This window comes from Micromonospora humi (assembly GCF_900090105.1).
GTDB lineage: Bacteria > Actinomycetota > Actinomycetes > Mycobacteriales > Micromonosporaceae > Micromonospora > Micromonospora humi.
In genome coordinates this window covers 135,089-160,022 of sequence record NZ_FMDM01000004.1, presented here as the reverse complement: position 1 = coordinate 160,022, position 24,934 = coordinate 135,089, and the positions used below count along the sequence as shown (strand labels likewise).

The 24,934-nt window shown below is 72.9% G+C and carries 22 protein-coding genes; 13 read left to right on the top strand and 9 right to left on the bottom strand.

The genetic code is table 11. The features are described 5' to 3' along the window. Nucleotides 1-2 precede the first annotated feature (2 nt). A complete protein-coding gene (locus GA0070213_RS09015) occupies nucleotides 3-1,793 on the bottom strand; it encodes an N-acetylglutaminylglutamine amidotransferase (RefSeq protein WP_091060584.1) in 1,791 nt (596 codons plus the stop codon). 368 nt (nucleotides 1,794-2,161) lie between these two features. On the opposite strand from GA0070213_RS09015, the gene GA0070213_RS09010 reads away from it, so the two are divergent. Then, nucleotides 2,162-4,291, top strand: a complete 2,130-nt coding sequence (locus GA0070213_RS09010; RefSeq protein WP_091060581.1) for a HelD family protein — start codon at nucleotides 2,162-2,164, stop codon at nucleotides 4,289-4,291. 63 nt (nucleotides 4,292-4,354) lie between these two features. On the opposite strand, the gene GA0070213_RS09005 is transcribed toward GA0070213_RS09010, so the two are convergent. From GA0070213_RS09005 to GA0070213_RS08985, 5 genes are all read right to left on the bottom strand, one after another. Next, complete coding sequence (locus GA0070213_RS09005) at nucleotides 4,355-4,954, bottom strand: hypothetical protein (RefSeq protein WP_091060576.1); 600 nt, start codon at nucleotides 4,952-4,954, stop codon at nucleotides 4,355-4,357. A 110-nt stretch (nucleotides 4,955-5,064) separates the two neighbouring features. Beyond that, nucleotides 5,065-5,724: a peptide-methionine (S)-S-oxide reductase MsrA gene (gene msrA, locus GA0070213_RS09000; protein ID WP_091060572.1), complete on the bottom strand. Its 660-nt coding sequence runs from the start codon at nucleotides 5,722-5,724 to the stop codon at nucleotides 5,065-5,067. Between the two features lie 76 nt (nucleotides 5,725-5,800). Then, complete coding sequence (locus GA0070213_RS08995; protein ID WP_091060569.1) at nucleotides 5,801-6,214, bottom strand: HIT family protein; 414 nt, start codon at nucleotides 6,212-6,214, stop codon at nucleotides 5,801-5,803. 70 nt (nucleotides 6,215-6,284) lie between these two features. After that, nucleotides 6,285-6,977 (bottom strand): nucleotidyl transferase AbiEii/AbiGii toxin family protein, encoded by a 693-nt coding sequence (locus GA0070213_RS08990; protein ID WP_175441272.1) that lies wholly within the window; start codon nucleotides 6,975-6,977, stop codon nucleotides 6,285-6,287. Between the two features lie 2 nt (nucleotides 6,978-6,979). Continuing rightward, nucleotides 6,980-7,306 (bottom strand): hypothetical protein, encoded by a 327-nt coding sequence (locus tag GA0070213_RS08985; RefSeq protein WP_091060561.1) that lies wholly within the window; start codon nucleotides 7,304-7,306, stop codon nucleotides 6,980-6,982. 257 nt (nucleotides 7,307-7,563) lie between these two features. Here GA0070213_RS08985 and GA0070213_RS08980 point away from each other — a divergent pair, with 257 nt between their 5' ends. The 5 genes from GA0070213_RS08980 to ilvA all read left to right on the top strand — a co-directional run bounded on the left by GA0070213_RS08980 (nucleotide 7,564) and on the right by ilvA (nucleotide 13,430). After that, nucleotides 7,564-8,610 (top strand): YncE family protein, encoded by a 1,047-nt coding sequence (locus tag GA0070213_RS08980; RefSeq protein ID WP_091060558.1) that lies wholly within the window; start codon nucleotides 7,564-7,566, stop codon nucleotides 8,608-8,610. A gap of 96 nt (nucleotides 8,611-8,706) precedes the next feature. Further along, on the top strand, nucleotides 8,707-9,849 hold the full coding sequence (locus tag GA0070213_RS08975; RefSeq protein ID WP_091060556.1) for a cystathionine gamma-synthase: 1,143 nt from the start codon (nucleotides 8,707-8,709) through the stop codon (nucleotides 9,847-9,849). A 17-nt stretch (nucleotides 9,850-9,866) separates the two neighbouring features. After that, nucleotides 9,867-11,279: an amidase gene (locus GA0070213_RS08970; RefSeq protein WP_091060552.1), complete on the top strand. Its 1,413-nt coding sequence runs from the start codon at nucleotides 9,867-9,869 to the stop codon at nucleotides 11,277-11,279. A 148-nt stretch (nucleotides 11,280-11,427) separates the two neighbouring features. Continuing rightward, a complete protein-coding gene (locus tag GA0070213_RS08965) occupies nucleotides 11,428-12,213 on the top strand; it encodes a DUF4328 domain-containing protein (protein WP_245716320.1) in 786 nt (261 codons plus the stop codon). Beyond that, on the top strand, nucleotides 12,210-13,430 hold the full coding sequence (gene ilvA, locus GA0070213_RS08960; protein ID WP_091060544.1) for a threonine ammonia-lyase: 1,221 nt from the start codon (nucleotides 12,210-12,212) through the stop codon (nucleotides 13,428-13,430). The genes GA0070213_RS08965 and ilvA overlap by 4 nt, the downstream gene beginning before the upstream one ends. Nucleotides 13,431-13,560: 130 nt before the next feature. Here the strand turns inward: ilvA and greA are convergent, their stop codons facing one another. After that, a complete protein-coding gene (gene greA, locus GA0070213_RS08955; protein WP_091060540.1) occupies nucleotides 13,561-14,061 on the bottom strand; it encodes a transcription elongation factor GreA in 501 nt (166 codons plus the stop codon). 147 nt (nucleotides 14,062-14,208) lie between these two features. Further along, nucleotides 14,209-14,643: a DUF4307 domain-containing protein gene (locus GA0070213_RS08950; RefSeq protein WP_091060536.1), complete on the bottom strand. Its 435-nt coding sequence runs from the start codon at nucleotides 14,641-14,643 to the stop codon at nucleotides 14,209-14,211. Between the two features lie 222 nt (nucleotides 14,644-14,865). On the opposite strand from GA0070213_RS08950, the gene mca reads away from it, so the two are divergent. The 3 genes from mca (at nucleotide 14,866) to GA0070213_RS08935 (ending at nucleotide 18,792) form a co-directional block, all read left to right on the top strand. Further along, the gene (mca, locus tag GA0070213_RS08945) at nucleotides 14,866-15,747 is read left to right on the top strand and encodes a mycothiol conjugate amidase Mca (protein WP_091060533.1); all 882 of its coding nucleotides are present in this window, start codon (nucleotides 14,866-14,868) and stop codon (nucleotides 15,745-15,747) included. Between the two features lie 48 nt (nucleotides 15,748-15,795). Then, nucleotides 15,796-16,080, top strand: coding sequence for a hypothetical protein (locus GA0070213_RS08940; RefSeq protein ID WP_091060531.1), 285 nt, complete (start codon nucleotides 15,796-15,798; stop codon nucleotides 16,078-16,080). A 180-nt stretch (nucleotides 16,081-16,260) separates the two neighbouring features. After that, nucleotides 16,261-18,792: a putative bifunctional diguanylate cyclase/phosphodiesterase gene (locus tag GA0070213_RS08935; RefSeq protein ID WP_091060528.1), complete on the top strand. Its 2,532-nt coding sequence runs from the start codon at nucleotides 16,261-16,263 to the stop codon at nucleotides 18,790-18,792. 49 nt (nucleotides 18,793-18,841) lie between these two features. Here GA0070213_RS08935 and GA0070213_RS08930 read toward each other — a convergent pair whose 3' ends face one another. After that, on the bottom strand, nucleotides 18,842-19,867 hold the full coding sequence (locus GA0070213_RS08930) for a phosphatidylinositol-specific phospholipase C domain-containing protein (RefSeq protein ID WP_091060525.1): 1,026 nt from the start codon (nucleotides 19,865-19,867) through the stop codon (nucleotides 18,842-18,844). A gap of 214 nt (nucleotides 19,868-20,081) precedes the next feature. Between GA0070213_RS08930 and GA0070213_RS08925 the strand changes: the two genes are divergently transcribed. The 4 genes from GA0070213_RS08925 to purE all read left to right on the top strand — a co-directional run bounded on the left by GA0070213_RS08925 (nucleotide 20,082) and on the right by purE (nucleotide 24,787). Continuing rightward, nucleotides 20,082-20,975, top strand: a complete 894-nt coding sequence (locus GA0070213_RS08925; RefSeq protein WP_091060521.1) for a hypothetical protein — start codon at nucleotides 20,082-20,084, stop codon at nucleotides 20,973-20,975. A 50-nt stretch (nucleotides 20,976-21,025) separates the two neighbouring features. Next, a complete protein-coding gene (locus tag GA0070213_RS08920; RefSeq protein WP_091061475.1) occupies nucleotides 21,026-23,062 on the top strand; it encodes a thioredoxin domain-containing protein in 2,037 nt (678 codons plus the stop codon). A 76-nt stretch (nucleotides 23,063-23,138) separates the two neighbouring features. Continuing rightward, entirely contained in the window at nucleotides 23,139-24,299 is a 1,161-nt protein-coding gene (locus GA0070213_RS08915) for a 5-(carboxyamino)imidazole ribonucleotide synthase (protein WP_091060518.1), read from the top strand. Beyond that, nucleotides 24,296-24,787: a 5-(carboxyamino)imidazole ribonucleotide mutase gene (purE, locus tag GA0070213_RS08910; RefSeq protein ID WP_091060515.1), complete on the top strand. Its 492-nt coding sequence runs from the start codon at nucleotides 24,296-24,298 to the stop codon at nucleotides 24,785-24,787. Before GA0070213_RS08915 ends, purE begins: the two co-directional genes overlap by 4 nt. The last annotated feature ends 147 nt before the right edge of the window (nucleotides 24,788-24,934 follow it).

The window sequence follows — 24,934 nt, the reverse complement described above, 5'->3', positions numbered from 1 at the left end:
GGTCAGTCGATTCCGTGGCTCTGGAGCCACATTTCCAGGAGTCCCAGTTGCCACAGCTTGTTTCCGTTCAACGGGGTCAGTTCGGCGTTCGGGTCGGCGAGCAGCGCGTCGACGTAGTCGGCGCGGAACAGGTCACGGCGGCGCGCCTCCGGGGCGCTGAGCGCGTCGCGTACCCGGTCGAGGAGCTTGCCCTCCAGGTGGGTGAGGCCGGGCACCGGGAAGTAGCCCTTGGGCCGGTCGATGACCTCGTGCGGCAGCACCCGCCGGCCGATCTCCTTGAGCACGCCCTTGCCGCCCTGGGCCAGCTTCAGCTCCGGCGGGCAGCTCGCGGCCAGCTCGACGAACTCGTGGTCGAGGAACGGCACCCGGGCCTCCAGCCCGTGCGCCATGGTCATGTTGTCGACCCGCTTCACCGGGTCGTCGGTCAGCATCACCTGGGTGTCGATCCGCAGGCCCGCGTCGACGGCGGTCTGCGCGCCGGCCCGGCCCAGGTGGGCGGCGACGAACTCGCGTGCCGGGTCGCCGTCGGCCAGCCAGTCGGGGTTGAGCACGCGGGCCAGTCCGGCCGCGTCGCGGTCGAAGAACGCCTTGGCGTACGTTTCGAGCGCCTGCTCGCGGTCCACCCCGGCCAGCGGCGGGTACCAGTGGTAGCCGCCCAGGATCTCGTCCGCGCCCTGGCCCGACTGGACCACCTTCACGTGCCGGGCGACCTCCTGGCTGAGCAGCCAGAACGCCACGCAGTCGTGGCTGACCATGGGTTCGCTCATGGCCGAGACGGCGGCCTCCAACGGCGGCAGCAGGTCGCCGGTGGGCACCCGGATCTGGTGGTGGTCGGTGCCGAACGTCTTCGCCACCAGGTCGGAGTAGACGAACTCGTCGCCCTCCCGGCCGCCCACCGCGTCGAAGCCGATGGAGAACGTGGCCAGGCCGGACCGGGCCTGCCCCTCGCCGGCCAGCAGCGCGACCACCAGGCTGGAGTCGAGGCCGCCGGAGAGCAGCACGCCCACCGGCACGTCGGCCACCATCCGGCGACGCACGGCGGTGGTGAGCGAGTCGAGCAGCGCGTCCTGCCAGTCGCGCTCGGACCAGCCGGCCCGCTCGTCGGCCCGGCCGAACGTCGGGTCCCAGTAGACCCGGTCGCGGGTGGTGCCGTCCGCCTCGTACACCCGGACCGTGGCCGGCGGCAGCTTGGTGACGCCGGCGAGGATGGTCCGCGGCGGCGGCACGATGCTGTGGAAGCTCAGGTAGTGGGCGAGCGCCACCCGGTCGATGGTGGTGTCGACGCCGCCGCCGGCGAGCAGCGCCGGCAGGGTCGAGGCGAAGCGCACCACGCCGGGGCTCTCGGCCAGGTAGAGCGGCTTGATGCCGAGGCGGTCGCGGGCCAGCACCAGGCGGCCGGTGTCGCGCTCGCTGATCGCCACCGCGAACATGCCGATCAGGTGGTCGACGAAGTCGAGCCCCCACTCGGCGTACGCCTTGACCACGACCTCGCTGTCCCCGGAGGAGAAGAAGCGGTGGCCCTTGGCCTGCAGTTCGGCGCGCAGTTCCCGGTAGTTGTAGATGCAGCCGTTGAAGACCCCGGTGAGGCCCGCGGCGGCATCGACGATCGGTTGGCCGCTCGCCGCGGACAAGTCGATGATCTTGAGGCGCCGGTGTCCCAGCGCGGTCGGGCCCTGCGACCAGACGCCGCTGTCGTCGGGCCCTCGGTCACTCATCGTGGCCGCCATCCGCTCCACGGCCGAGACGTCGGCGCGTGAACCGTCACGGCGGAACTCTCCCGCAAGTCCGCACATGCGAGACAATGCTGCCAGAGCTTGTTGCAGTTCGCCTGTTGAGACGATGACGAACGTGTGACAGCTTGCTACAGTGCGCCGTCACCGAGGGTGGTCGCCTGTCACGGTTTCGGTTCCTGCCCGGCTGCGGCGAATGCCGGAAACCCACCGCCCCTGGGGTGTGACGAACCCCGCAGACCCGGTTCGGGTCGCCGCGGGAGCGGCCGGCCGCCGAAGGCCACAAATGGCCCCGGGCGGCAAGACATTGAGACTCCTGTCTCCGCGGATTGGTTTCCTGGCCGATGCGGAGAAGCCGACTCTATGCTTGCCGCCGGAATGCGCTGCGGCTCGTCGGGGCCGACGGAAAGCGCCGATACGGGGATTCGCGAATGCGTCAGAAATCTTCTTCGACCGGCGGCGCCGCCGGTTCCGCCGACGGTGTCGCGCGTCGATCCGCGATCGCCGAGGAACAGGCGTTTCTCGACCTGGCCACGGCCCGGCGCGACACGCTCGCCGACCACCTGCGGACCGAGCTGTCGTCAGACCCCTCGGATGCGGTGGAACGGGCGCGGCAGCGCATGCTCCGCCGGCAGCACGAGGAACTGCGGCGAGCACGGGAAGGGCTGGTCTTCGGCCGTCTCGACGCCCGTGACGGCACCGTACGACACGTCGGCCGCGTCGGTCTCCGCGACGACGGCGAGGGCGGTGAGCCGCTGCTGCTGGATTGGCGGGCTCCCGCGGCTCGACCGTTCTACACCGCGACGGCCGTCGACCCCCAGGGTCAGACGCGGCGTCGGCACATCCGCACGACGGAATCGACCGTCGTCGGCGTGGACGACGAGCCACTGGACGGGACGACAACCGCGGAACTCGTCGGTGAGGGCGCGCTGCTGGCCGCCCTGGACGAGCGCCGTACGGGCCGCATGTCGACAGCGGTCTCCACGCTGCAGCGCGAACAGGACGACATCATCCGGGCCGAGGCGACCGGCCCGTTGATCGTTCAAGGGGGTCCCGGCACCGGCAAGACCGTGGTGGCCCTGCACCGCGTCGCCTATCTGCTGTTCGCCCACCCCACGATGGCCGAGCAGGCGGTCCTGGTTCTCGGCCCCTCGCCGCGGTTCCTCCGCTACATCGCCCAGGTGCTGCCGGCGCTCGGTGAGACCGCCGTCGTCTCGGCGACCTGCGACACCCTGCTGCCCGGGATCCGCGTGCAGCGCGACGAGAGCCGGCTCCTGGCCGAGATCAAGGGCCGCGTCCTCTGGCAGACCGCTCTGGAGACCTACGTCACGTCGCTGCTTCCCCCGCCCCGTGACCTGAAGCTGCGCTGGGAGGGGGAGTTCTACTTGATCCCCGCCGCGACCGTGGCACAGACGCTCGCCTCGGCGGTGCAGGGCCGCCCGTACCACCGCGCCCGTGCGGCGTTCGCCGAGCAGCTGCATCACATCCTCGCCGACGCCGTCGTCGAGCAGCGCGAGGCGCTGATGAACGAGATGGAGGAGGGCTTCGAGGACATCCTCGCCCGCGTCGACCGGAGCATGCGGTACGACCCCGTCGGCCGGAGACCCGCCGGCAGCGACGTGGACGGACTGCTCTCCGAGGAGGAAGTCGAAAGCCTGCCCGGTCGGATCGCCGCCAATGCCGCCATCGCCCGGTTCGTCGAGGCATGGTGGCCCAGCCTGGACGCGGAAACCCTCCTACGTGATCTCCTGGCCGACCGCACCCTGTTGGCCCGGTTCGCCCCCCGGCTGACCACGGAGGAGATCATCGCCGTCTCGACCGAGCCCGCACCGTGGGCATCGAGCGACGTCCCCCTGCTCGACGCGCTCGCCGACCTGCTGGGCGAGGTCGAGGCCCCGCGACCACAGGGCGAGTTCGTCGCCGACCAGGCCCGTCGGCGACGCGACTGGGTGTACGGCCACGTCGTCGTCGACGAGGCGCAGGAACTGTCCGAGATGCAGTGGCAGATGGTCCTGCGGCGCTGTCCCGGTCGTTCCATCACCGCGGTCGGCGACATCGACCAGGCGGAGGCCGCGCACCGGCACACCAGCTGGGCCCAGGCGGTGCGGGCGGCCTTCCGGGACCGCTGGACCGCCGCGGAACTGACCATCTGCTACCGGACCCCGCGTGAGGTCATGAGCCTCACCGAGCCCGTTCTGCGAGAAGCCGGCAGCCGCAACGCGCCGCCAAGGGCGGTGCGCTCCTCCGGCATCGACCCCTGGGTGCGCACGGTCACGCCCACCGAGCTGGCCGGCGTCGCCACCGAAGCGGTGCGGGAGCTGCGGCAACGGTGGCGGGGTGGGACGGTCGGCGTCATCGCCCCCGCCGCCCGCGTGGCCGAACTCCTGGCCGCGCTGAGCGGTGTGCCGGTGCTCACCGCGACCCAGTCCAAGGGACTGGAATGGGACGCGACGCTCCTCATCGACCCCCGGGGGATCGCCGCCGAGCCGCGCGGCTGGAACGGCCTCTACGTCGCGCTCACCCGGTGCACCCAGGAACTCGGACAGGTGGTGCTCGCGTAGCAGTCGCCCGTCGAGCCGTTCGGATTCTTCGATCCTGGCGAACGGTGTAGTGCTTCTACCGGCTCACCCGATGAATTCCGGGTCCGTGTAGCCCATCTGGCACATTCTCGAGGCCGTGAACACGACCACGATCTCGTCCCCCGGAATGAACACCCTTTCCGGGTTCGGGAACTGCGGCATACCGGCGACGAACCACACCGGGCCGCCGTCGAAGTCCAACCGCAGAGCCGTCGGGACGTCTACGTCATGCGGTCGGCCGAGGCCGATCACTTGACCGTCCGACCGCATGGCAGGTCCGACGGTGAACCGGTCCCACGACACCCGTGCATCGCGTACCGGCTGACCCAGCGCCGCTGTCCAGCGCGAATCGGCACTTGGCCCAACCCGTTGCGTCCCGGCCCGGTCGACGTGGTGGTCAATCGGTTGCAGGAAAACCTCGACGCCGTACGGGTAGAAGGTCGCAGTCCACGTCACCGTCACCGGACCCGCATCGGTTGCCAACTGGACGCCCATCACGGCGTGGTGCCAGTCGTCGAAGTCCCACTCGGCGTCCGGCCCCACGCTGCTCAGATCCCAATATCCGATGGAAAGCACGCGGCGGCCCCGCAGCGAGCCGACCCGACGGTCGAAGTCGGCGCGTACTTCGGATTCTTGGATGGTCATGGCTGCAGGATCTCCCCGCAGTGCCGGGCGCGACAACACCGTTTACGACCGGCGACGCGAGGGCCGCCGGTCGGGAATCCGGCGGCCCTGCGGCGGTGGGACCAAAGGGATCAGGCGGTCTTGGCTACACCAACCGGACAAGTCAAGCCATTGGGGCCATGGTTACAATAACCGCCCGGATTCTTCGTCGGGGCGAGGTACTGCTGGTGGTAGTCCTCGGCGAAGTAGTAGTCGCCCAGCGGGGCGATCTCGGTGGTGATCTCACCCTTGCCGGCGCGCGCCACGATCGGCGCGAACGCGTCCCGCGAGGCCACCGCCGCGGCGCGCTGCTCGTCGGTGGTGGTGTAGATCGCCGAGCGGTACTGGGTGCCCACGTCGTTGCCCTGGCGCATGCCCTGGGTCGGGTCGTGGTTCTCCCAGAAGACCTTGAGCAGGTCCTCGTAGGCGATCGTCGACGGGTCGTAGACCACCTGGACCACCTCGGCGTGCCCGGTCATGCCGGAGCACACCTCCTCGTACGTCGGGTTGGTGGTGAAACCGCCCGCGTAGCCGGCGGACGTGGTGAGCACGCCGGGCAGGGTCCAGAACAGCCGCTCGGCACCCCAGAAGCAGCCCATGCCGAACACGGCGACCTGCGCGCCCTCGGGGAACGGGCCCTTCAGCGACGACGGCAGCACCTCGTGCCGGTCGGCGATCGGCATGGCGAGCGGGCGGCCCGGCAGGGCCTGGTCAGGAGAGATCATCTCGGCCTTCATGCGGCGGAGGAACACGGTGGGACTCCTCTCGTGGCTTTCCCAGCGTGTGCAACAGCGCCGGTCCCCGGTTCCTTACCCGCCCACCCTGACCTCAGGCCAGCGCGGCCGAGATCCGCTCGGCGAAGCCGGCCGCCTCGGCGTCGTCGGCGTAGCGGGTGCGCGGCCAGAAGAAGCCACGCAGCCCGTCGCCCTTCGTCCGGGGCACCACGTGGGTGTGCAGGTGCGGAACGGACTGGGACACCTTGTTGTTCATCGCCACGAACGTCCCACCGGACCCCAGACCGGTCTCCACCGCCGCCGTGATCCGCTGCACCAGCCGGAAGTAGCCGGGCAGCGCGTCGGCCGGCAGGTCGGTCAGCGCCACCAGGTGGGTGCGGGGCACCACCAGCACGTGTCCCTTGAACACCGGTCGGGTGTCCAGGAACGCCACCCCGTCCGGCTCGTCGGTCACGGTGAAGGCGGGCACTTCGCCGGCCACGATGCCGCAGAACACGCACCCGCTCATCCGCCCAGGCTAGGCCCCACCCCACCGTTGCGCCCGGCGCGCACTGCTCGCCTCCCCCGGAGGGGATCGGTCAGAACTGGTCCAGGTAGGTGTCCCATTCGTCGTCCCGGATGCCGGGCGCCCCGCTTTCGCCATTGGCGAGTCGCGTCCGGATGTCCACCTCCCACCGTCGCGCCCAGCGGCGCAGTTCTACTATGTCGTTCTCACCCAGGCCGTAGGCCGCGAACGTCCCGACGTCGAGTTCGTCGATCCCGCCGAGTCGGTCCGCGAGGTCATGAAGCGAGAATCCAGCCGTGTGTCGGGCTGCCAAGGCCTCCATCTCGGTGCATTCCATCAACTTGTTGGCAGCCTGGACGTCGATGTAGTCGCGATGAGCAGCGCGGTCGTGCGGCGCCCGGACCTTGAGTCCTACAGCGTCCTGAAGCGCCAACACCGGACCCACGTGCAGTTCGGCGGGCGGACCGATCGCTTCCTTCAACAGATCGACCTCGCAGGCACCGGCTGAGCCGCTGACGACCAGCCGGGCCATGCGAGGCGTTGCTTCGACCACGTGGCAGCCAAAGCCTGCGGCCTGGTATGCCGCCGTCAACCGATCGGCTACGGAAGGCAGCGGTAAGGCGGTGGCGGTGGCGAAGTCGATGTCGCGGGACGGGCGACGGATAAGCTCGTGCGCGGCGAGGGCGTAGCCGCCGGCGAGTACCAGACCGAGATCGTCGCCGGCCCCGAATCCGATGCGCAGCAACTGCAGATGCAACTCGTCCACGACTATGCGGCGAGGCCGGACATTCGGCTCTCCCAGAGCGCGATGACCCGTCGCGCGGTCAACCTGCGGATGCGGGGCCAGTCAGTGCGGAGCAGCGCGGGATTGACGTACCGGACGATGTCCTCACGTTGGCCGCAGTCCATCAACGTGCGGTACAGCGTGAGCCGCTGCCCGGAGTCGTTGACGTCAAAGTCCGTGAGCCCGGACCAGGCGAGGCGCACCGGCAGGCTCACCCGACCGCGATCCGGCCCTCGGAGCTCGTCGACCGACGTGGGTATCCGGTGTGCCACGCCGAGCAGGCGGGACGGCAGCGCTTCGGTCGTACTCACCGACCCAGTATGGCCGACCCGCCGACAACCTGGCCGTGGTGACGCGCACGCGGGTGCCCCCACCGCGAACGGTGGATGTGGTACCTATTCAAGAGTCTGGATCGGCGCATTCGGGGGCGACGGTGCCGCGAGCGACGGTGACCGCAGGTCGGTCGCCGGCACGTCGCGTCGTGCGGGTCCATCCCCGGGCGCGGCGGCCCGGCACCCACCCGGCCGTGGCCCGCCGCCACGGTCGCCCGTCGTGAAGGGAACACCCCTTGCGCCTCAACAGACGCTCCGCGCTGGCCCTGGCCGCGCTCACCGGCGCTCTGCTCGCCACCACCCCCGCCGGGTCCGCCGCCGCGGCGGCCGCGCCTCGCGCGGTCCCGCTGCCGATCGCCGACGCCGCCGACGTCGTGTCGGCCGGTGACCGGGTCTTCGTCAGCGGCGGCCGGAACTCGACCGACGTGGTGGTGACCGCCGCGAACGGTGACGTGGTCGGCACCGTGTCCAACCTGCCCGGCCCGACCGACCTGCTGCTCAGCGCCGACCGGCAGACGCTCTACGTGGCGTTGCCCGCGGCGAACGCGATCGCGGCGGTCAACACCGGCACGCTCACCGAGTTCGCCCGCTTCGACACCGGTGCGGGCGCCTGCCCCTCCTCGCTCGCGCTGACCGGCCGCTACCTCTGGTTCGGCTACGGCTGCTCCGGCTGGGACGGCAACATCGGCCGGCTCGACCTGGGCCGCCAGCCCGCCGCGCTCACCACCGGCCTGGCGAGGGACGGCTACTACGGCGCCCCGCTGCTGGCCGCCGCCGCGCAGAACCGGGGCGTGCTGCTGGTCGGTCAGCCGGGGCTCAGCCCGGCCTCGGTCGAGGCCTACGGGATCGGCGCGGGAGGCGCACTCACCTACCTGCGCAACAACGCGTTCATGGCGATCGGCAGCAACCTGCGGGACATCGCCCTGAACCCGGCCGGCGACACGCTCTACACCGCCTCCGGCGCCCCCTACACGGTCCAGGCGTTCCCGTTCGCCGACATCACCACCCCGTCGGCCCAGTGCCCCACCGGCGCGTACCCCGCCGCGGTGGAGCTGTCCCGGGACGGCGGCCGGGTCGCGGGCGGCGCCCGCGCCTCCTACGACCCCGACGTGTTCGTGTTCGGGCTCGACGGGGTCGAGCAGGCCCGGTTCGAGCTGGGGTCGGACCTCGCGCCCGGCGGCCTCGCCTGGTCGCCCAACGGCGCGCGGCTCTACGCGATCACCACGGACTGGACCGGCGCCCGGCCGACCACCCTGCACGTGCTGCCCGTGCCGGCGGCGTGACCGCACCGCCCCGCTCCCGCCCGGCGGGAGCGGGGCGCGTCACGCGGTGCGGGACAATTCCCGCCGGGCGCAAGAGCAGCGACTAGCCTTCCGGTCATGAACCACGGCTTCGAGACGCTCGCCATCCACGCCGGCCAGGACCCGGAGGCCCGCACCGGCGCGGTGATCCCCCCGATCTACCAGACCAGCACCTACGCCCAGGACGCCGTCGGCGCGCCCCGCGAGGGCTACGAGTACAGCCGCTCCGGCAACCCCACCCGGGACGCGTTGCAGGAGTGCCTGGCCGCGCTGGAGGGTGGTCCGGTGGCGCTCGCCTTCGCCAGCGGCCTGGCCGCCGAGGACACGCTGCTGCGTACCGTCTGCAAGCCGGGCGACCACGTGGTGATCCCGGACGACGCGTACGGCGGCACCTACCGGCTGTTCGCGAAGGTGGCCGAGCGCTGGGGCCTCGACTACACCCCGGCGAAGGTCTCCGACCCGGACGCCGTCCGCGCCGCGATCCGGCCCGGCGCCACCCGGATCGTCTGGGTGGAGACGCCGACCAACCCGCTGCTCGGCATCGCCGACATCGCCGCGCTGGCCGCCGTGGCGCACGACGCCGGCGCGCTGCTGGTGGTCGACAACACGTTCGCCTCGCCGTACCTCCAGCAGCCGATCGCGTTCGGCGCGGACGTGGTGGTGCACTCCACCACCAAGTACGTCGGCGGGCACTCCGACGTGGTCGGCGGCGCGCTGGTCGCCGCGGACCGGGCGCTCGGCGAGGAACTGCGCTACCACCAGAACGCGATGGGCGCGGTCAACGGCCCGTTCGACGCCTGGCTCACCCTGCGCGGCATCAAGACCCTCGGGGTACGGATGGACCGGCACTGCGACAACGCCGAGCGGATCGCCGCCTACCTGGACGGCAACGCGAAGGTCGCCCAGGTCATCTACCCCGGCCTGCCGTCGCACCCGGGGCACGAGGTGGCCGCCAAGCAGATGCGCCGGTTCGGCGGCATGATCTCGTTCCGGGCGGCCGGCGGCGAGGAGCACGCCGTCGAGATCTGCAACCGGGCCCGGCTGTTCGTGCTCGCCGAGTCGCTCGGCGGCGTCGAGTCGCTGATCGAGCACCCGGGCCGGATGACACACGCGAGCGCTGCCGGCTCGCCGCTTGAAGTTCCCGGTGATCTCGTGCGACTGTCTGTCGGCATCGAGACGGTCGACGACCTGCTCGCGGATCTGGAGCAGGCACTGGGCTGACCGCTGGACGACGGAGGGTGGCAGTGCCGGACATCTTGCCGACGACCTGGGTCGGGGCGACCGCGAAACAGATCGCCCGCGCGGTACGCCGCGGCGACGTCTCCGCCACCCAGGTGGTGGCCGACCATCTCGACCACGTGTCCCGGGTCGACGCCGAGCTGGCCGCGTTCCGCACGGTACGCGGCGGCGAGGCGATCACCGAGGCGGAGAAGGTCGACGAGCAGGAGGAGTTGGCCGACCTGCCGCTGGCCGGGGTGCCGGTGGCGGTCAAGGAGAACACTCCGGTGGCCGGCCTGCCCACCTGGAACGGGTCGGCCGCGATGCGTACCGGTGTGGCGGAGGCCGACCACGAGGTGGTCCGGCGGCTGCGCGGCGCGGGCGCGGTGATCCTCGGCGTGACCCGGATGCCGGAGCTGGGCCTGTGGGCCCTCACCGACGACGACACCGCGGTGACCCGCAACCCGTGGGACCCGGCGCGTACCCCCGGCGGCTCCTCCGGTGGCGCGGCCGCCGCGGTGGCCGCCGGCATGGTGCCGATGGCCCACGGCAACGACGGCCTCGGCTCGATCCGCATCCCGGCGGCCTGCTGCGGCCTGGTCGGGCTCAAGCCCGGCCGGGGCGTGGTGCCCTGCCAGCTCGGCGCGGACGACTGGTTCGGCCTGACCGAGCACGGCGTGCTGACCGGCACGGTGGCCGACGCGGTGGTCGGCTTCTCGGTGCTGGCCGGGCGCCGGCCGGACAAGCTGGTCCCGCCGCCGCGGCTGCGGGTGGGCGTGTCGCTGCGCTCCCCGGTGACGGGCGTCTCCCCGGACGCGCCGAACCGCGACGCGGTCGCCACCGCCGGCCGGCTGCTCGCCGCCGCCGGGCACGACACCGTCGGCGCCGACCCGGTCTATCCGACCCGGCTCGGCCTCCAGGGCATCGCCACCTGGTTCGCGGCGGCCGCCGCCGACGTGCGCGCCGCCGGGGTGGCGCCGCGCCAGCTCCAGCGACGCAGCCGTCGACACGTCGCGCTCGGCGAGTGGGCGCAGCGCCGGGGGTACGTCCGGGAGGCCGACCGGACGGCCTGGCGGGAGCGGTCGGTGCACTTCTTCGACGAGCACTCGGTCGACCTGCTGCTCACCCCGGCACTGGCCGGGCCGCCGCCGGAGGCGGCCGGCTGGTCCGGCCGGTCCTGGCTGGCGAACATGCGGACGAACATCAGGTACGCCCCGTACGCCGCGCCGTGGAACATCGCCGGCCTGCCGTCGATCGTGGTGCCGGTGGGGCGCCGCCCGGACGGGCTGCCGGTCGGGGTGCAGTTCGTCGGGCCGCCCGGCTCCGAGCTGCTGCTGCTCGGGGTGGCCGGCCAGTTCGAGATGCAGGCGCCGTGGACGCGGCACGCCCCCGGCTATCCCCGGGTCGGCACGGGGTCACCCGCCGCCGCGTGATCGTCTAGGTTGTGCGCACCCCCTTCGCGCGCACCCCTCGGACGGTCCTGAGATGCACTGCCTGACCTGTGGGGACGCCACGTCCCCGGCCTTCGACGACTGCCAGCGCTGCGGTACCCGCCACGGCCAGCCCGCGGTTCTGCCCGGCGTGCCCACGTACGCCGTCCGGGGCCTGGGCCTGGCCGCCTGCGTCGCGGTCGGCGCGACCGCCGTGCTGTTCACGCTCTCCGCGCTGTTCCCGCTGGTGGGCGTCCGCCTGGCCCGGTCCGCCGCCGAGCGGCTGGACCGGGACGTCCTGCTCGGCGCGGTGTTGGCGGAGGTCCTGGTCACCCTGCCGTTCATCCTGGCCCTGCTGGTGGCCGCGACCCTGGTGGTGATCTGGACGTGGCGGGTGCGCAAGAACCTGGACGCGTTCGGCGGTGCCGCGCCGACCCAGAGCCCCGCCTGGGCGATCGCCGGCTGGCTGGTGCCGTTCGCCAACGTCGTCGTGCCGGCCCGGGTGGTGTCCGAGGTGGCCCGGCTCAGCCTGTGGCGCCGGCGTACGCCGGGGCTCGTCGTGCTCTGGTGGTCGGCCTGGCTGGTCTTCTCGATCGGCGAGCGGGTGGTCGCGCGGCTGGAGGAGGCCCGCTACGAACGGTTGACCGAGTTTCCGCGCAACGACGAGGAGTTCGCCACCTACGTCGACTTCTACCAGGGCGCGCTCCTGCCGCGCCTGGCGCCGGCGGTGGCCTGCCTCGTCGCCGCGGCGGCGTTCGTCGTGCTGGTCCGCCGGATCTCCGCCGCCCAGCAGGACCGCCTCGCCCGGGCCGTGCCCGCGTGGCCCGGCGGCTACCCCGGTTGGCCCGGCGGGTATCCCGGCTGGCCCGCGTCCGGGGGGCCGTCGGCGACGTCGGCGCAGCTTCCGCCGGGGGTGGGTGGCACGATCGGGGCATGACGGAGATGGTCGGCCTCGCCGACGTTCAGGCCGCGCGGGAGCTGCTCGCCGGCGTCACCCGCACCACCCCGCTGGAGCCCTCCCGGCCGCTCAGCGCCGCGCTCGGCGGGCCGGTCTGGCTCAAGTGCGAGAACGTACAGCGCGCCGGGTCGTACAAGGTGCGCGGCGCGTACGTGCGGATCTCCCGGCTCTCCGCCGACGAACGGGCGCGCGGCGTGGTGGCGGCGAGCGCCGGCAACCACGCCCAGGGCGTGGCGCTCGCCGCCGGCCTGGTCGGCGCGCACGCCACCGTCTTCATGCCGGTGAACGCGCCGCTGCCGAAGGTCGCCGCGACCAAGGGGTACGGCGCCCGGATCGAGCTGGTCGGCAACACGGTGGACGAGTCGCTGGTCGCGGCGCAGACCTTCGCGGAGCGGACCGGCGCGGTCTTCATCCACCCGTTCGACCACCCGGACGTCATCGCCGGTCAGGGCACGGTGGCGCTGGAGATCCTCGAACAGTGCCCGGAGGTGCGGACCATCGTGACCGGGGTCGGCGGCGGCGGGCTGGTCTCGGGGATGGCGGTGGCGGCCAAGGCGCTGCGGCCCGACGTGCGCGTCATCGGGGTGCAGGCGGCCAGCGCCGCCGCTTTCCCGCCCTCGCTGCGGGCCGGCGAGCCGGTCCGGCTGCCGTCCTTCGCCACGATCGCCGACGGCATCGCCGTCGGACGTCCCGGCGAGCTGACGTTCACCCACGTCCGCAAGCTGGTCGACGACGTCGTCACGGTCTCCGAGGAGGACATCTCCCGGGCGTTGCTGATGCTGCTGGAGCGCGGCAAGCAGGTGGTGGAGCCGGCCGGCGCGGTCGGCGTGGCGGCGCTGATGGCCGGCGCCGTGGAGGTGACCACGCCGACGGTCGCGGTGCTCTCCGGCGGCAACATCGACCCGCTGCTGATGCTCCGGGTGATCGAGCACGGCCTGGCGGCGGCCGGGCGCTTCCTGCGGGTCACGGTGCGCTGCACCGACCGCCCCGGTCAGCTCGCCTCGCTGCTCAGCGAGATCGCCGAGCACCGGGCCAACGTGGTGGACGTGGTGCACCAGCGCGCCAACCCGCACCTGCGGCTCGGCGAGGTGGAGGTGGCGCTCTCCGTGGAGACCCGCGGGGTGGAGCATTCGGACACGTTGATCAGCGCGTTGCGCGCCAGCGGCTACCAGGTGGTCTTCGCGGGCGAGGGGTGAGCGCGCCCGGAACCGCGAACGCCCCGGCCGGATGATCCGGTCGGGGCGGACGGGTGTGGCTCGGGCCCGAGGAGCCTGTCAGCCTCGGTCGGGTCGGACCCGAGCCGGCCGGCGCGGGTCCGCCGGCGGGTCAGCCCGAGTAGGGCTCGAAGGAGACCACCGTCACCTTGATGTCGGCGCCGCTCGGCGCGGTGTAGGTGCAGGTCTGACCCGACTTGCCGCCGAGGATCGCCTTGCCGAGCGCGGACTCGGGGCTGTAGACGGTGAGGTCGGTGGTGGAGGCGATCTCACGGGAGCCGAGCAGGAACGTCTCGGTGTCGTCTGCGTCGTCGTCGAAGTAGATCGTCACGACCATGCCGGGCGACACCGCGTCGGCGTCCGGCGCCTCACCGACCTTGGCGGTGCGCAGCAGCTCCTTGAGGTAGAGGATGCGCCCCTCGGCCTTGCCCTGCTCCTCGCGGGCGGCGTGGTAACCACCGTTCTCCCGCAGGTCGCCCTCCTCGCGCCGGGCGTTGATCTCGGCGGCGATGACCGGCCGGTTGGCGATCAGCTCGTCGAGCTCGGCCTGCAGGCGGTCGTGAGCGTCCTGGGACAGCCAGGTGGCGGGCGCCTCGTTTCCGTTTGTGGACACAGGCGATCTCCTCGGTTGGTGCGGACTGGCTGACAGGTGAAACCACCAAGTTACCAGTGCCGCACCCGTCGGAGTGTGGTCGATCACCCCGGGTGCCGGCGGCGGGACCTGGGGTGGCGTGTCCCGGCAGCTCGCCGGGCGTCCGGCTCAGCCGGCCGGTCGGCAGCGCAGCACCTCGCCGATGAACGGCCGGGCGCTGGTCGGCACCTCCTGCCGGGACCGGACGTGCCGCTGGCCGGGTTCGGCGGAAACCGTGGCCTCGACGTGGCCCACCTCGGCGCCGTCGTGCGAGCGGGCCCGCAGCAGGCAGGTCGCGGAGCCGCCCGGCGGCACGGTGACCCGGAAGTCGACCACCACCCGGGAGTCGGTGATCCCGGTGTAGCTGATCATCTCGCCCTGGTAGGTGGGATCGCCGTACTGGGTGTAGAGCTTCGCGGCACCCAACCCGAGGAGGGCCAGCACGACCGCCACCACCAGGGCGAGCAGGAGCGGCCGGCGGCGCCCCGGCTCCCGGCGGCGGCCGTACCGGCCGGGCGGGAAGACCGGCGTGTCCGGTGCGACTGTGGCGTGCGTCTCGCTCACCGGCGGGTATCTCCTGGCGTTGTTGTCGGCGGCATCGGCAAGAATGGCAAGGTCCATCTTCCCAGCCCGGCGCTGAGTCAAGGATGGCAGGTCGGCTTCGGCCGGCCGGGGTGGTTCCGACCACTCCGGCAACGGTCCCGACCGGTCGTCACGGGGGCTTTCGCGGGCGCGGGGGGAGATTCCGGCAGGTCAGCCGGTCGGCACAGACGAGGAGCGCCGAAGGTGGCAGAACAGCTGCGTCTCATGGCGGTGCACGCCCATCCCGACGACGAGTCGAGCAAGGGCGCCGCCACCATGGCGAAATACGTCGCCGAGGGGGTGGATGTCCTGGTCGTCACCTGCACCGGTGGTGAGCGGGGCAGCGTGTTGAACCCCAAGATGGATCGGCCCGACGTGTGGGCCAACATCGGCGACATCCGCCGGGCCGAGATGGACGCCGCCCGCGCCGTTCTCGGTGTCGAGCAGGCCTGGCTCGGTTTCGTCGACTCCGGGCTGCCCGAGGGCGACCCGCTGCCGCCGCTGCCGGAGGGCTGTTTCGCGCTGCAGGAGGTGGAGGTCGCCGCCGCGCCGCTGGTGCGGTTGATGCGGCAGTTCCGTCCGCACGTGGTCACCACCTACGACGAGGAGGGCGGCTACCCGCACCCGGACCACATCATGACCCACAAGGTCACGGTGGCGGCGTTCGAGGCGGCCGGCGACCCCGAGCGGCATCCGGAGCTGGGCGAGCCGTGGCAGCCGCTGAAGCTCTACTACGACGTGGGCTTCTCCCGTGCCAAGATCATGAGCCTGCACGAGGCGATGCTCGCCGCCGGCCACGAGTCGCCCTACGGCGACTGGATGAAGCGGTGGGAGGAGCGACCCGACAAGGGGGAGCGGATCACCACCCGGGTCGACTGCTCCGCCTACTTCCCGGTCCGCGACGACGCCCTGCGCGCCCACGCCACCCAGATCGACCCGGACGGGTTCTGGTTCCAGGTGCCGATGGACCTGCAACAGCGCGCCTGGCCGACGGAGGATTTCCAGCTCGCCCGCTCGCTGGTGGACAGCCCGCTGCCCGAGTCCGACCTCTTCGCCGGGGTGCGCGAGACGTGCCGTGCCCGCTGACGTCCGCGGGGGCTACCCTGGTCGTCAGCCGCACATCGGAGGAACACCATGCTGACCACCGCCCAGGTGCTCGCGGAGAACAACTTCGGTGACACCCGCACGGGTGGTCTGGCCGGCCCGATGGGCCTCTTCCTCATCATCGCGCTGGCCACCGTCACCGTCCTGCTCATCCGCAACATGAACGCCCGGCTGCGCCGGCTGCCGGACCGGTTCCCGCACCCGACCGAGCCGGGCCGGGCCGACGCGGCAGTCGTCGATCCGACAGACGGGGCCGTCGAGCAGGATTCACCGACGAATGCCCCCACCGGCCCCCAGCAGCGCCGCAACGGCTGAACACCGCGTGAATCACGCCCGAGCCGGTCGTTCACCCCTGTTGCGACCACCGGCTTTGGCTTAGCCTTCCGCCGGGGGGACCGTGAGGCCCCGGACCCTGCGCGGAAGGGGGGCGTCGATGTCGAAGGCAGCAGCGGGTCCCCACCGTGCCCCGAATCCGCCTCCCGCCGGGGCGGGGCCGTGACCTCCGAACCGGCCGACCGTCCCCCGGACCGGCTCGGCCTACGCGGCACGCCGACCAGCGTCGTGCTGCTGACCGCCGCGGTCGCGGTCACCGCGCTCCTGGCCGTCGTGCTCGGGCTCGGCATACCCGCGGACCTGCCGGCGGACGACCCGCTGCCCGGCCCGGCCCGTTTCGGTCTCGCCGCGCTCGCCTTCGCCGTCGCCCAGCTCGCCCGGCTGCGCTTCCGCACCGCGGCCGGCATGGTCAGCATCACCTGGGGCGAGGCCGCGCTCGTGGTCTGCCTCTGGCTGGTGCCGGCCGGCTGGCTTCCCGCCGCGGCGCTGCTCGGCGCCGGCGTCGCCTGGACCGCGATGTCGTTGGTGTCCGACCGGCGTCCGGTGCTGGAACTGGTCCGCATCACCGCCTCGCTCACCGCCGCCACGGCACTGGCCGGGGCGGTCGCCGGCGCGCTCGGCAAGCCGCTGCTGGCCGCTCCCACCCCGGAACTGGCCCTCGCGCTGAGCGCGGGCGCGGTGACCTACCTGGTCACCACCGGCTGGCTCGGCGCCGCCACGATCGCCCTGCGGCACGGCATCCCGATCGGTCCGCCGCTGCTCGCCGCGCTGCGCGGCAAGCTGCTCATGTTCGTCGGCAACGTCGCGGTCGGCCTGGTGGTGGTCGCGCTGCTGGAGCTGGACCCCCGCTGGCTGCTGCTCCTGCCCCCGCCGCTGTGGCTGCTCCAGCAGACCTACCGGCACCGGCTCCGGGCGGACGCGGAACGGCGGACCTGGCGGGCCTTCGCCGAGGCCACCGCCGCGCTCAACCAGCTCGACGAACGCGGCGTGGCGACCGCCGCGGTGACCGGTGCGCTCACCCTCTTCGGGGCCGAACTGGTCGAGGTGGACGTGGCGCGGGGGGACGGGCGCTGGCGCCGCTACCGGGCCGACCGTGGCGGGCAGGTGCGCGATCGTGAGGTGGAGCCCGCGGCGTGCACCGGCACGGTCGAGCACGAACTGGTCCGGCGGCTGGCCGTCGGCGCCGTCGAGGTGGGTCGACTGCGCGTGCGGTTCGCCCCGTCCGCCCCGCCCAGCCACCGGGAACGCGACGGCGTGGCCGCCTTCGGGGACGCGTTGGCCGCCGCCCTGCACGACGCCGCGACCCACCGCGAGTTGCGGCTGGTCACCGCCCGGTCGTCGTACGACGCGGTGCACGACCAGCTCACCGGGCTGCTCAACCGGGCGGCCCTGCTGACCCGCGGTGACCAGGCGCTGCGGCAGCGCCCGCACGACCACCCGGTGGCGCTGCTGCTGCTGGACGTGAACCAGTTCAAGGAGGTCAACGACACTCTCGGGCATGCGGCCGGCGACCAGCTGCTGCGGCTGACCGCCAACCGGCTGGCCGTGCTGACCCGGCCCGGCGACCTGCTCGGCCGGCTCGGCGGCGACGAGTTCGCGCTGCTGCTCACCTCGGTCCCGGTGGTCGAGGACCGGACGGCCCCGCTGGCGTACGCGCTGCGCCAGGCCCGGGAGGTCGCCGAGCGGCTCGCCGCCCCGACCGAGGTGGCCGGGGTGCGGATGTCCGTCGAGGTGGCGGTCGGCGTGGTGGTGGCCGACGCGGGCACCGCCGACCTGACCGAGCTGCTGCGCCGCGCCGACATCGCGATGTACCAGGCGAAGGAGGGCGGCGGCAGCGTCGCCGCGTACGACAGCTCGCGGGACGCGGCGAGCACCGACCACCTGGCGTTGCTCGCGGAGCTGCGGGAGGCGCTGGCCGCCGACGACCAGCTGGTGCTGGCGTTGCAGCCGGCGGTGGACCTGGCCACCGGCGCGCCGACCGGGGTGGAGGCGTTGATCCGGTGGCGGCACCCACGCCGGGGCTGGCTCGGCCCGTCCGACTTCATCCGCCCGGTGGAGAACAGCGAGCAGCTCGGCAGCTTCACCCGCTACGTGTTGAACAAGGCGCTGGAGGTGGCCGCCGGGTGGGCGCGGGAGGGGCTGGACGTGCCCATCTCGGTGAACCTGTCGGCGCGCAGCCTGCTCGACCCGCGGCTGCCCGCCGAGATCGAGGAGGCGTTGCGCCGGCACCAGGTCCCGCCGCGCCGGCTGGTCCTGGAGATCACCGAGACGGTGGTGATGAGCGAGCTGGAGGTGATCGACGAGGTGCTGGCCACGCTGCGGGCGATGGGCGTGCAGCTCGCCGTCGACGACTTCGGCACCGGCTTCTCCTCGCTGACGTTCCTCACCCGGATCGCTGTCGACGAGCTGAAGGTGGACCGCTCCTTCGTGATCCGGATGGCCGACTCGCCGGAGGCGGCGGCGATCGTCCGGACCACCGTCGGGCTCGCCCACGAGCTGGGCCTGCGGGTGGTGGCGGAGGGCGTGGAGACGGCCGAGCAGCGCACCGCCCTGGCCGAGCTGGGCTGCACCGCCGCCCAGGGCTACCACTTCTTCAAGCCGATGCCGGCGGACAAGATCGGCGCGGTGCTCGGGTCGCTGCGCGACACCGCCCGCGACAACGTCTTCCCGCTGCGCGCCGACGGCGCCTCCTGAGCCGGTCCCGCGCCGCCGGAGGTGCCCCCGGCGGCGCGGAGCGGTGTGCTCAGCCGCGCGGCAGCACGTCGTCGAGGACGGTCGGCAGCGTGGCCCAGTCGGCCGAGGCGATGCTGGCGTGCGCGCGGGCGAGCTGGGCGACCCGGGCCGCCGCCGCGTCGGCGTCACCGCCGGGGACCGCGGGCGGCACGTTCTGCGCGTCGGTCATCACCAGCAGGTAGTGGTTGGCGTCGTACCAGGCGGTGTCGATGCCGCCGCCGACGTACGCCGAGGCGTCGCCGTCGAAGAGCACGAACCACTGCCGCAGCGCGGTGTCCGCGTACCGGGTGCGCGGGTCGCCGGCCTGGGCCCGGTGCACGGCCGGGAACGCTTGGGCGCTGCCGAGCGTGCCGGCCGCGGCCAGGCCGGCCAGGTGACGGGCGTACTCCACGTCGGTCCAGAGCGTGTCGGTCGGGTTGCCCTCCTCGACGGTGCCGGGAATCAGCTCCACGACGACCTTTCCGGCGAGCTGCGCCCGGGTCGGCCAGGCGTCGGCGCGGGCCGCGGCGTCCAGGGTGGGGTGGCCGCCGAGCAGGTCAGCCGGGCGGAACACCCGGTCGCCGAGGCGCGCGGCGAGGACCGCGTCGAGCTGGGCCGGCCCCTGCCCGGTGCGGCTGCTGAAGCCGGTCTTGAGTTCCAGCTTGAGGACCACCGGACCGGCGTCGGGGTGTGCGCCGAGCCAGAGCCGGATGTCGTCCAGGCAGCTCTCCAGGTTCTTGTTCCGGGTGCCGGTGTAGAGCTGCGCCGCGCTGGTGGCGGCCACGCAGTTGTTGTCGTTGCCGAGCGGGTTGCTGTGACTGACCCGCCACTGCCGGGTGAGCACGTCCGGCCAGACGTCCAGCTCGATCAGCCCGGGCCGGGCGTCGAGCGCCTGGGCCAGGTAGGGGTAGGTGCCGCGCTCGTACGTGTTGTGGATCCCGACGGCGGTGCTGGCGGACCACCGGGTCTCCGGCGGCACCGCGGCGGACGCGGCGCCCGGCGCCAGTGTCGAGCCGGCCAGGGCGGCGAGGGTGAGCAGGGCGGGGAGTCTGCGCATGGACCGTCTCCTTCGGACGTACCGGCGGTGGGCACGCCGGGCATGCGTCGATCTAAATAGACGAAGGTGAATAGTGGAAGGATGATCCGTGGCGAGTCGTCGGGCTGCCGACATCCCACCGGTGCGGGGCAGCGGGCGTGACCCGATTGGACCTAGTCTTCGGGCACGGTGGGCGCGACGGCGTTCCGCGCACGTCCACACGGGGAGGACGACGATGACGAGACGTTCCTGGCGACGGGTTCTGTTCGCCGCGACCATGGCGCTGACCGCCGGCGCAGCCGGCCTGGTCGGCTCCGCGCCGGCGCAGGCCCGCCCGGTGCAGGCATGGTCGTTCAGCGTCACCGGTGAGCCCGGCGATCCGATCACCGCCGGCAACTCCTACTCCTACAGCTCGGCGGCGCCGACCCCGGGCGACGAGATGAGCGCGGTGGGCTGGAGCGGGCAGCAGTTCCAGATGGATTTCTGGAGCGACCTCGACAACACCTGGGACCTCGACCTCACCGCGCCGGCCACGCTGAAGGCGGGTGACGCCTACCAGAACGTCGGGCAGCCGGACTACGAGAACCACGCGGCCGGCATCCGGTTCGCCAACGGGGGTTGGGGGCGCTCCTGCGCGCAGAGCACCGGCTCGTTCACCGTCCTCGACGCCGCCTGGGGCCCCTTCGACTACGTCGAGCGTTTCGACGCCACCTTCGAGATCCGCTGCGCGGGCGCGACCGGCGGCCTGCGCGGTGAGATCCACATCTCGAACCTGCCGCCGGTGCCGGCGCTCGACGTCACCCTGACCGTCGACCCGGTGGCCACCGTGAGCAACAAGGGCCTCGCCACCGTCCGGGGCTCGATCACGTGCACCCGGGCGGAGACGATCTACGTGGGCGGCGAGTTGGTCCAGCAGCAGAAGAAGGCCGGCCTGGTGCGCGGTTACTACAGCGTCCAGGTCCCGTGCACCCCCGGCCGGGACGTGCCCTGGTCGGCCACCACCCATCCGGGCGACGTCACGTTGCAGCGCGGCACCGCGCAGGCGGTCACCGAGGTGCCGGTCCGCGACGTCGAATACTGGAACGAATACACCGTGACGGACACCTCGACGCTCACCCTCACCCGCTGACCCGGTCCGCTCGTGGCGCGCGGGCACCGAGCGCTCGCTATGGTCGGATGGTGAATCGACTCGCCGAGGCCACCTCGCCCTACCTGCTCCAGCACGCCGACAACCCGGTGGACTGGTGGCCCTGGTGCGACGAGGCGTTCGCCGAGGCGAAACGGCGCGACGTGCCGGTGCTCATCTCGGTCGGCTACGCGGCGTGTCACTGGTGCCACGTGATGGCCCACGAGTCGTTCGAGAACGACGCGGTGGCCCGGTTGATGAACGACGACTTCGTCTGCGTCAAGGTCGACCGCGAGGAGCGCCCCGACGTCGACGCGGTCTACATGACCGCCACCCAGGCGATGACCGGCCAGGGTGGCTGGCCGATGACGGTCTTCGCCACCCCGGACGGCACCCCGTTCTTCTGCGGCACCTACTTCCCCCGGACCAACTTCATCCGCCTGCTCGGCTCCGTCGCCACCGCCTGGCGGGAACAGCGCGACGCGGTGCTGCGTCAGGGCGCCGCCGTGGTCGAGGCGATCGGCGGCGCCCAGGCCGTCGGCGGCGTGACCGCCCCGCTCACCGCCGAGCTGCTCGACGGCGCCGCCGCCCAGCTCGCGAAGGAGTACGACGAGACGAACGGCGGCTTCGGCGGCGCGCCGAAGTTCCCGCCGCACATGAACCTGCTCTTCCTGCTGCGGCACCACCGGCGCACCGGTTCGGCGCGCAGCCTGGAGATCGTCCGGCACACCGCCGAGGCGATGGCTCGCGGCGGCCTGAACGACCAGCTCGCCGGCGGCTTCGCCCGCTATTCGGTGGACGGCCACTGGACCGTGCCGCACTTCGAGAAGATGCTCTACGACAACGCGCTGCTGCTGCGGGTCTACACCCAGCTCTGGCGGCTCACCGGTGACCGGCTGGCCCGCCGGGTGGCCCGCGACACCGCACGCTTCCTCGCCGACGAGTTGCACCGGGCCGGCGAGGGGTTCGCCTCGGCGCTGGACGCGGACACCCAGGGCGTCGAGGGGCTGACCTACGTCTGGACGCCCGCCCAGCTCGTCGAGGTGTTGGGGGAGGAGGACGGCCGCTTCGCCGCCGACCTGTTCACCGTCACCGAAGCGGGCACGTTCGAGGAGGGCGCGAGCGTGCTGCGGCTCGCCCGGGACGTCGACGACGCCGACCCGGCGGTTCGGGCCCGCTGGCGGGACGTGGTGGGCCGGCTGCTCGCCGCCCGGGACACCCGTCCCCAACCGGCCCGCGACGACAAGGTGGTGGCCGCCTGGAACGGCCTGGCGATCACCGCGCTCGCGGAGTTCCAGCAGGTCGCCGCGCTCCACGCGGCCCCGGACGACGAGGACGCGAACCTGATGGAGGGTGTGGTCATCGTCGCCGACGGCGCGATGCGCGACGCCGCCGAGCACCTGGCCGCCGTGCACCTGGTGGACGGCCGGCTGCGCCGGGTCTCCCGGGACAAGGTGGTCGGCGAGCCGGCCGGCGTGCTGGAGGACTACGGCTGCGTCGCGGAGGCGTTCTGCGCGCTGCACCAGCTCACCGGCGAGGGGCGCTGGCTGACCCTGGCGGGTGAGCTGCTCGACGTGGCGCTGGCCCGGTTCGCGGCACCGGACGGCGGCTTCTACGACACCGCCGACGACGCCGAGCGTCTGGTCACCCGCCCCGCCGACCCGACCGACAACGCGACGCCGTCCGGCCGCTCGGCGATCGTCGCGGCGCTCGTCGCGTACGCGGCGCTGACCGGGGAGACCCGCTACCGGGAGGCGGCCGAGCAGACGCTGTCGACGGTCGCGCCGATCGTCGACCGGCACGCCCGGTTCACCGGCTACGCCGCCACGGTCGGCGAGGCGCTGCTCTCCGGGCCGTACGAGATCGCGGTGGTGACCGACGACCCGGCCGGTGACCCGCTGGTGGCCGCCGCGCACCGGCACGCCCCGCCCGGCGCGGTGGTGGTGGCCGGCGCCCCGGACCAGCCCGGTGTGCCGCTGCTGGCCGACCGGCCGCTGGTCGACGGGCGGCCCACCGCGTACGTCTGCCGGGGGTTCGTCTGCCAGCGGCCGGTGACCTCGGTCGACGAGTTGGTCGCCCAGCTCGGCTGAGCCGCCCCGCGGCGCCGGTGGGACGGGCCGACCTCGCGGTCCGGCCGACCGCCGGCCCGGCTAGGCTGGCGGCGCTATGGACTCCCGTACCGGACTCCCCGTCGTGGGCATGGTGGGCGGCGGCCAGCTCGCCCGGATGACCCACCAGGCCGCCATCGCCCTCGGCCAGTCGCTTCGTGTGCTGGCGCTCGCCCCGGACGACGGCGCGGCGCTGGTCGCCGCCGACGTCCAGTACGGCGATCACACCGACCTGACCGCGCTGCGCACGTTCGCGAAGGGCTGCGACGTGGTCACCTTCGACCACGAGCACGTGCCGAACGCGCACATCCAGGCGCTGACCGACGAGGGCGTGAAGCTGTTCCCGCCGGCCGAGGCGCTGGTGCACGCGCAGGACAAGCGGGTGATGCGGGAGCGGCTCGGCGAGCTGGGCGCGCCGAACCCGGCCTGGCGTCCGGTGGAGTCGCCGGCCGACCTGGTCGCGTTCGGCGCGGAGACCGGCTGGCCGGTGGTGCTCAAGGCCGCCCGGGGCGGCTACGACGGCCGGGGCGTCTGGATGGTGGACGACGCCGACCAGGCGGCCGAGCTGGCCGCGACGCTGCTCGACGGCGGCACTCCGCTGCTGGTGGAGGAGCGGGTGGCGCTGCGCCGGGAACTGGCAGTGCAGGTGGCCCGCTCGCCGTTCGGGCAGGTCGCCGCGTATCCGGTGGTGGAGACGGTGCAGCGCGACGGCATCTGCGTCGAGGTGCTGGCACCGGCGCCCGACCTGCCGGAGGAGCAGGCGGTCGCGGCGCAGCAGCTCGCCATCGACCTGGCCACCGCGCTCGGCGTGGTCGGGCTGCTCGCGGTGGAGCTGTTCGACACGTCCGGTGGGCTGGTCGTCAACGAGCTGGCCATGCGCCCGCACAACTCCGGGCACTGGACCATCGAGGGTGCCCGCACGTCGCAGTTCGAGCAGCACCTGCGGGCGGTGCTCGACTATCCGATGGGGGACACCTCGCTCACCGCGCCGGTCGTGGTGATGGCGAACGTGCTCGGCGGGGAGCCGGGTGGCATCTCGATCGACGAGCGGCTGCACCACCTCTTCGCCGCCGAACCCGGCGCCAAGGTCCACCTGTACGGCAAACAGGTGCGTCCGGGCCGCAAGATCGGGCACGTCACGGTGCTCGGGACCGACCTGGCAGAGGTACGCGCCCGGGCCGCGCGCGCGGCCCGCTGGCTTCAGGAGGGACGCTCATGAGCACGGTCGGGCTGATCATGGGCAGTGACTCGGACTGGCCGACCATGCGGGCCGCCGCCGACGCGTTGGACGAGTTCGGCGTGCCGCACGAGGTCGGCGTGGTCTCCGCGCACCGCACCCCGCTCAAGATGATCGAGTACGGCCGGGAGGCCGCCGCCCGGGGCATCCGGGTGATCATCGCCGGTGCGGGCGGGGCGGCCCACCTGCCCGGCATGGTCGCCTCGGTCACCCCGCTGCCGGTGATCGGCGTGCCGGTGCCGCTGAAGTACCTGGACGGGATGGACTCGCTGCTGTCCATCGTGCAGATGCCGGCAGGTGTGCCGGTCGCCACCGTGTCGATCGGCAACGCCCGTAACGCCGGGCTGCTCGCCGTCCGCATCCTGGGGGCTGCCGACCCGGTGCTGCGCGAGAAGATGGCCGGCTACCAGGCGAGCCTGGAGGACCTGGTCGCCGAGAAGGAAGCCGCGCTCCGCGCCGCGCTGCGCTGAGCCGGGAAACTTACCCTCCGTGTTCGCGGCGTCGGGTCGCGCAGAGTAACTGCCGCCGGTGCGCCGGGTGGTGACCCGTCGCCGCCTTTGCTCTGCAGCCACCGACGCAGCACGGCTCCGAACTGGTCTTTGGTACCGATGCCCGTA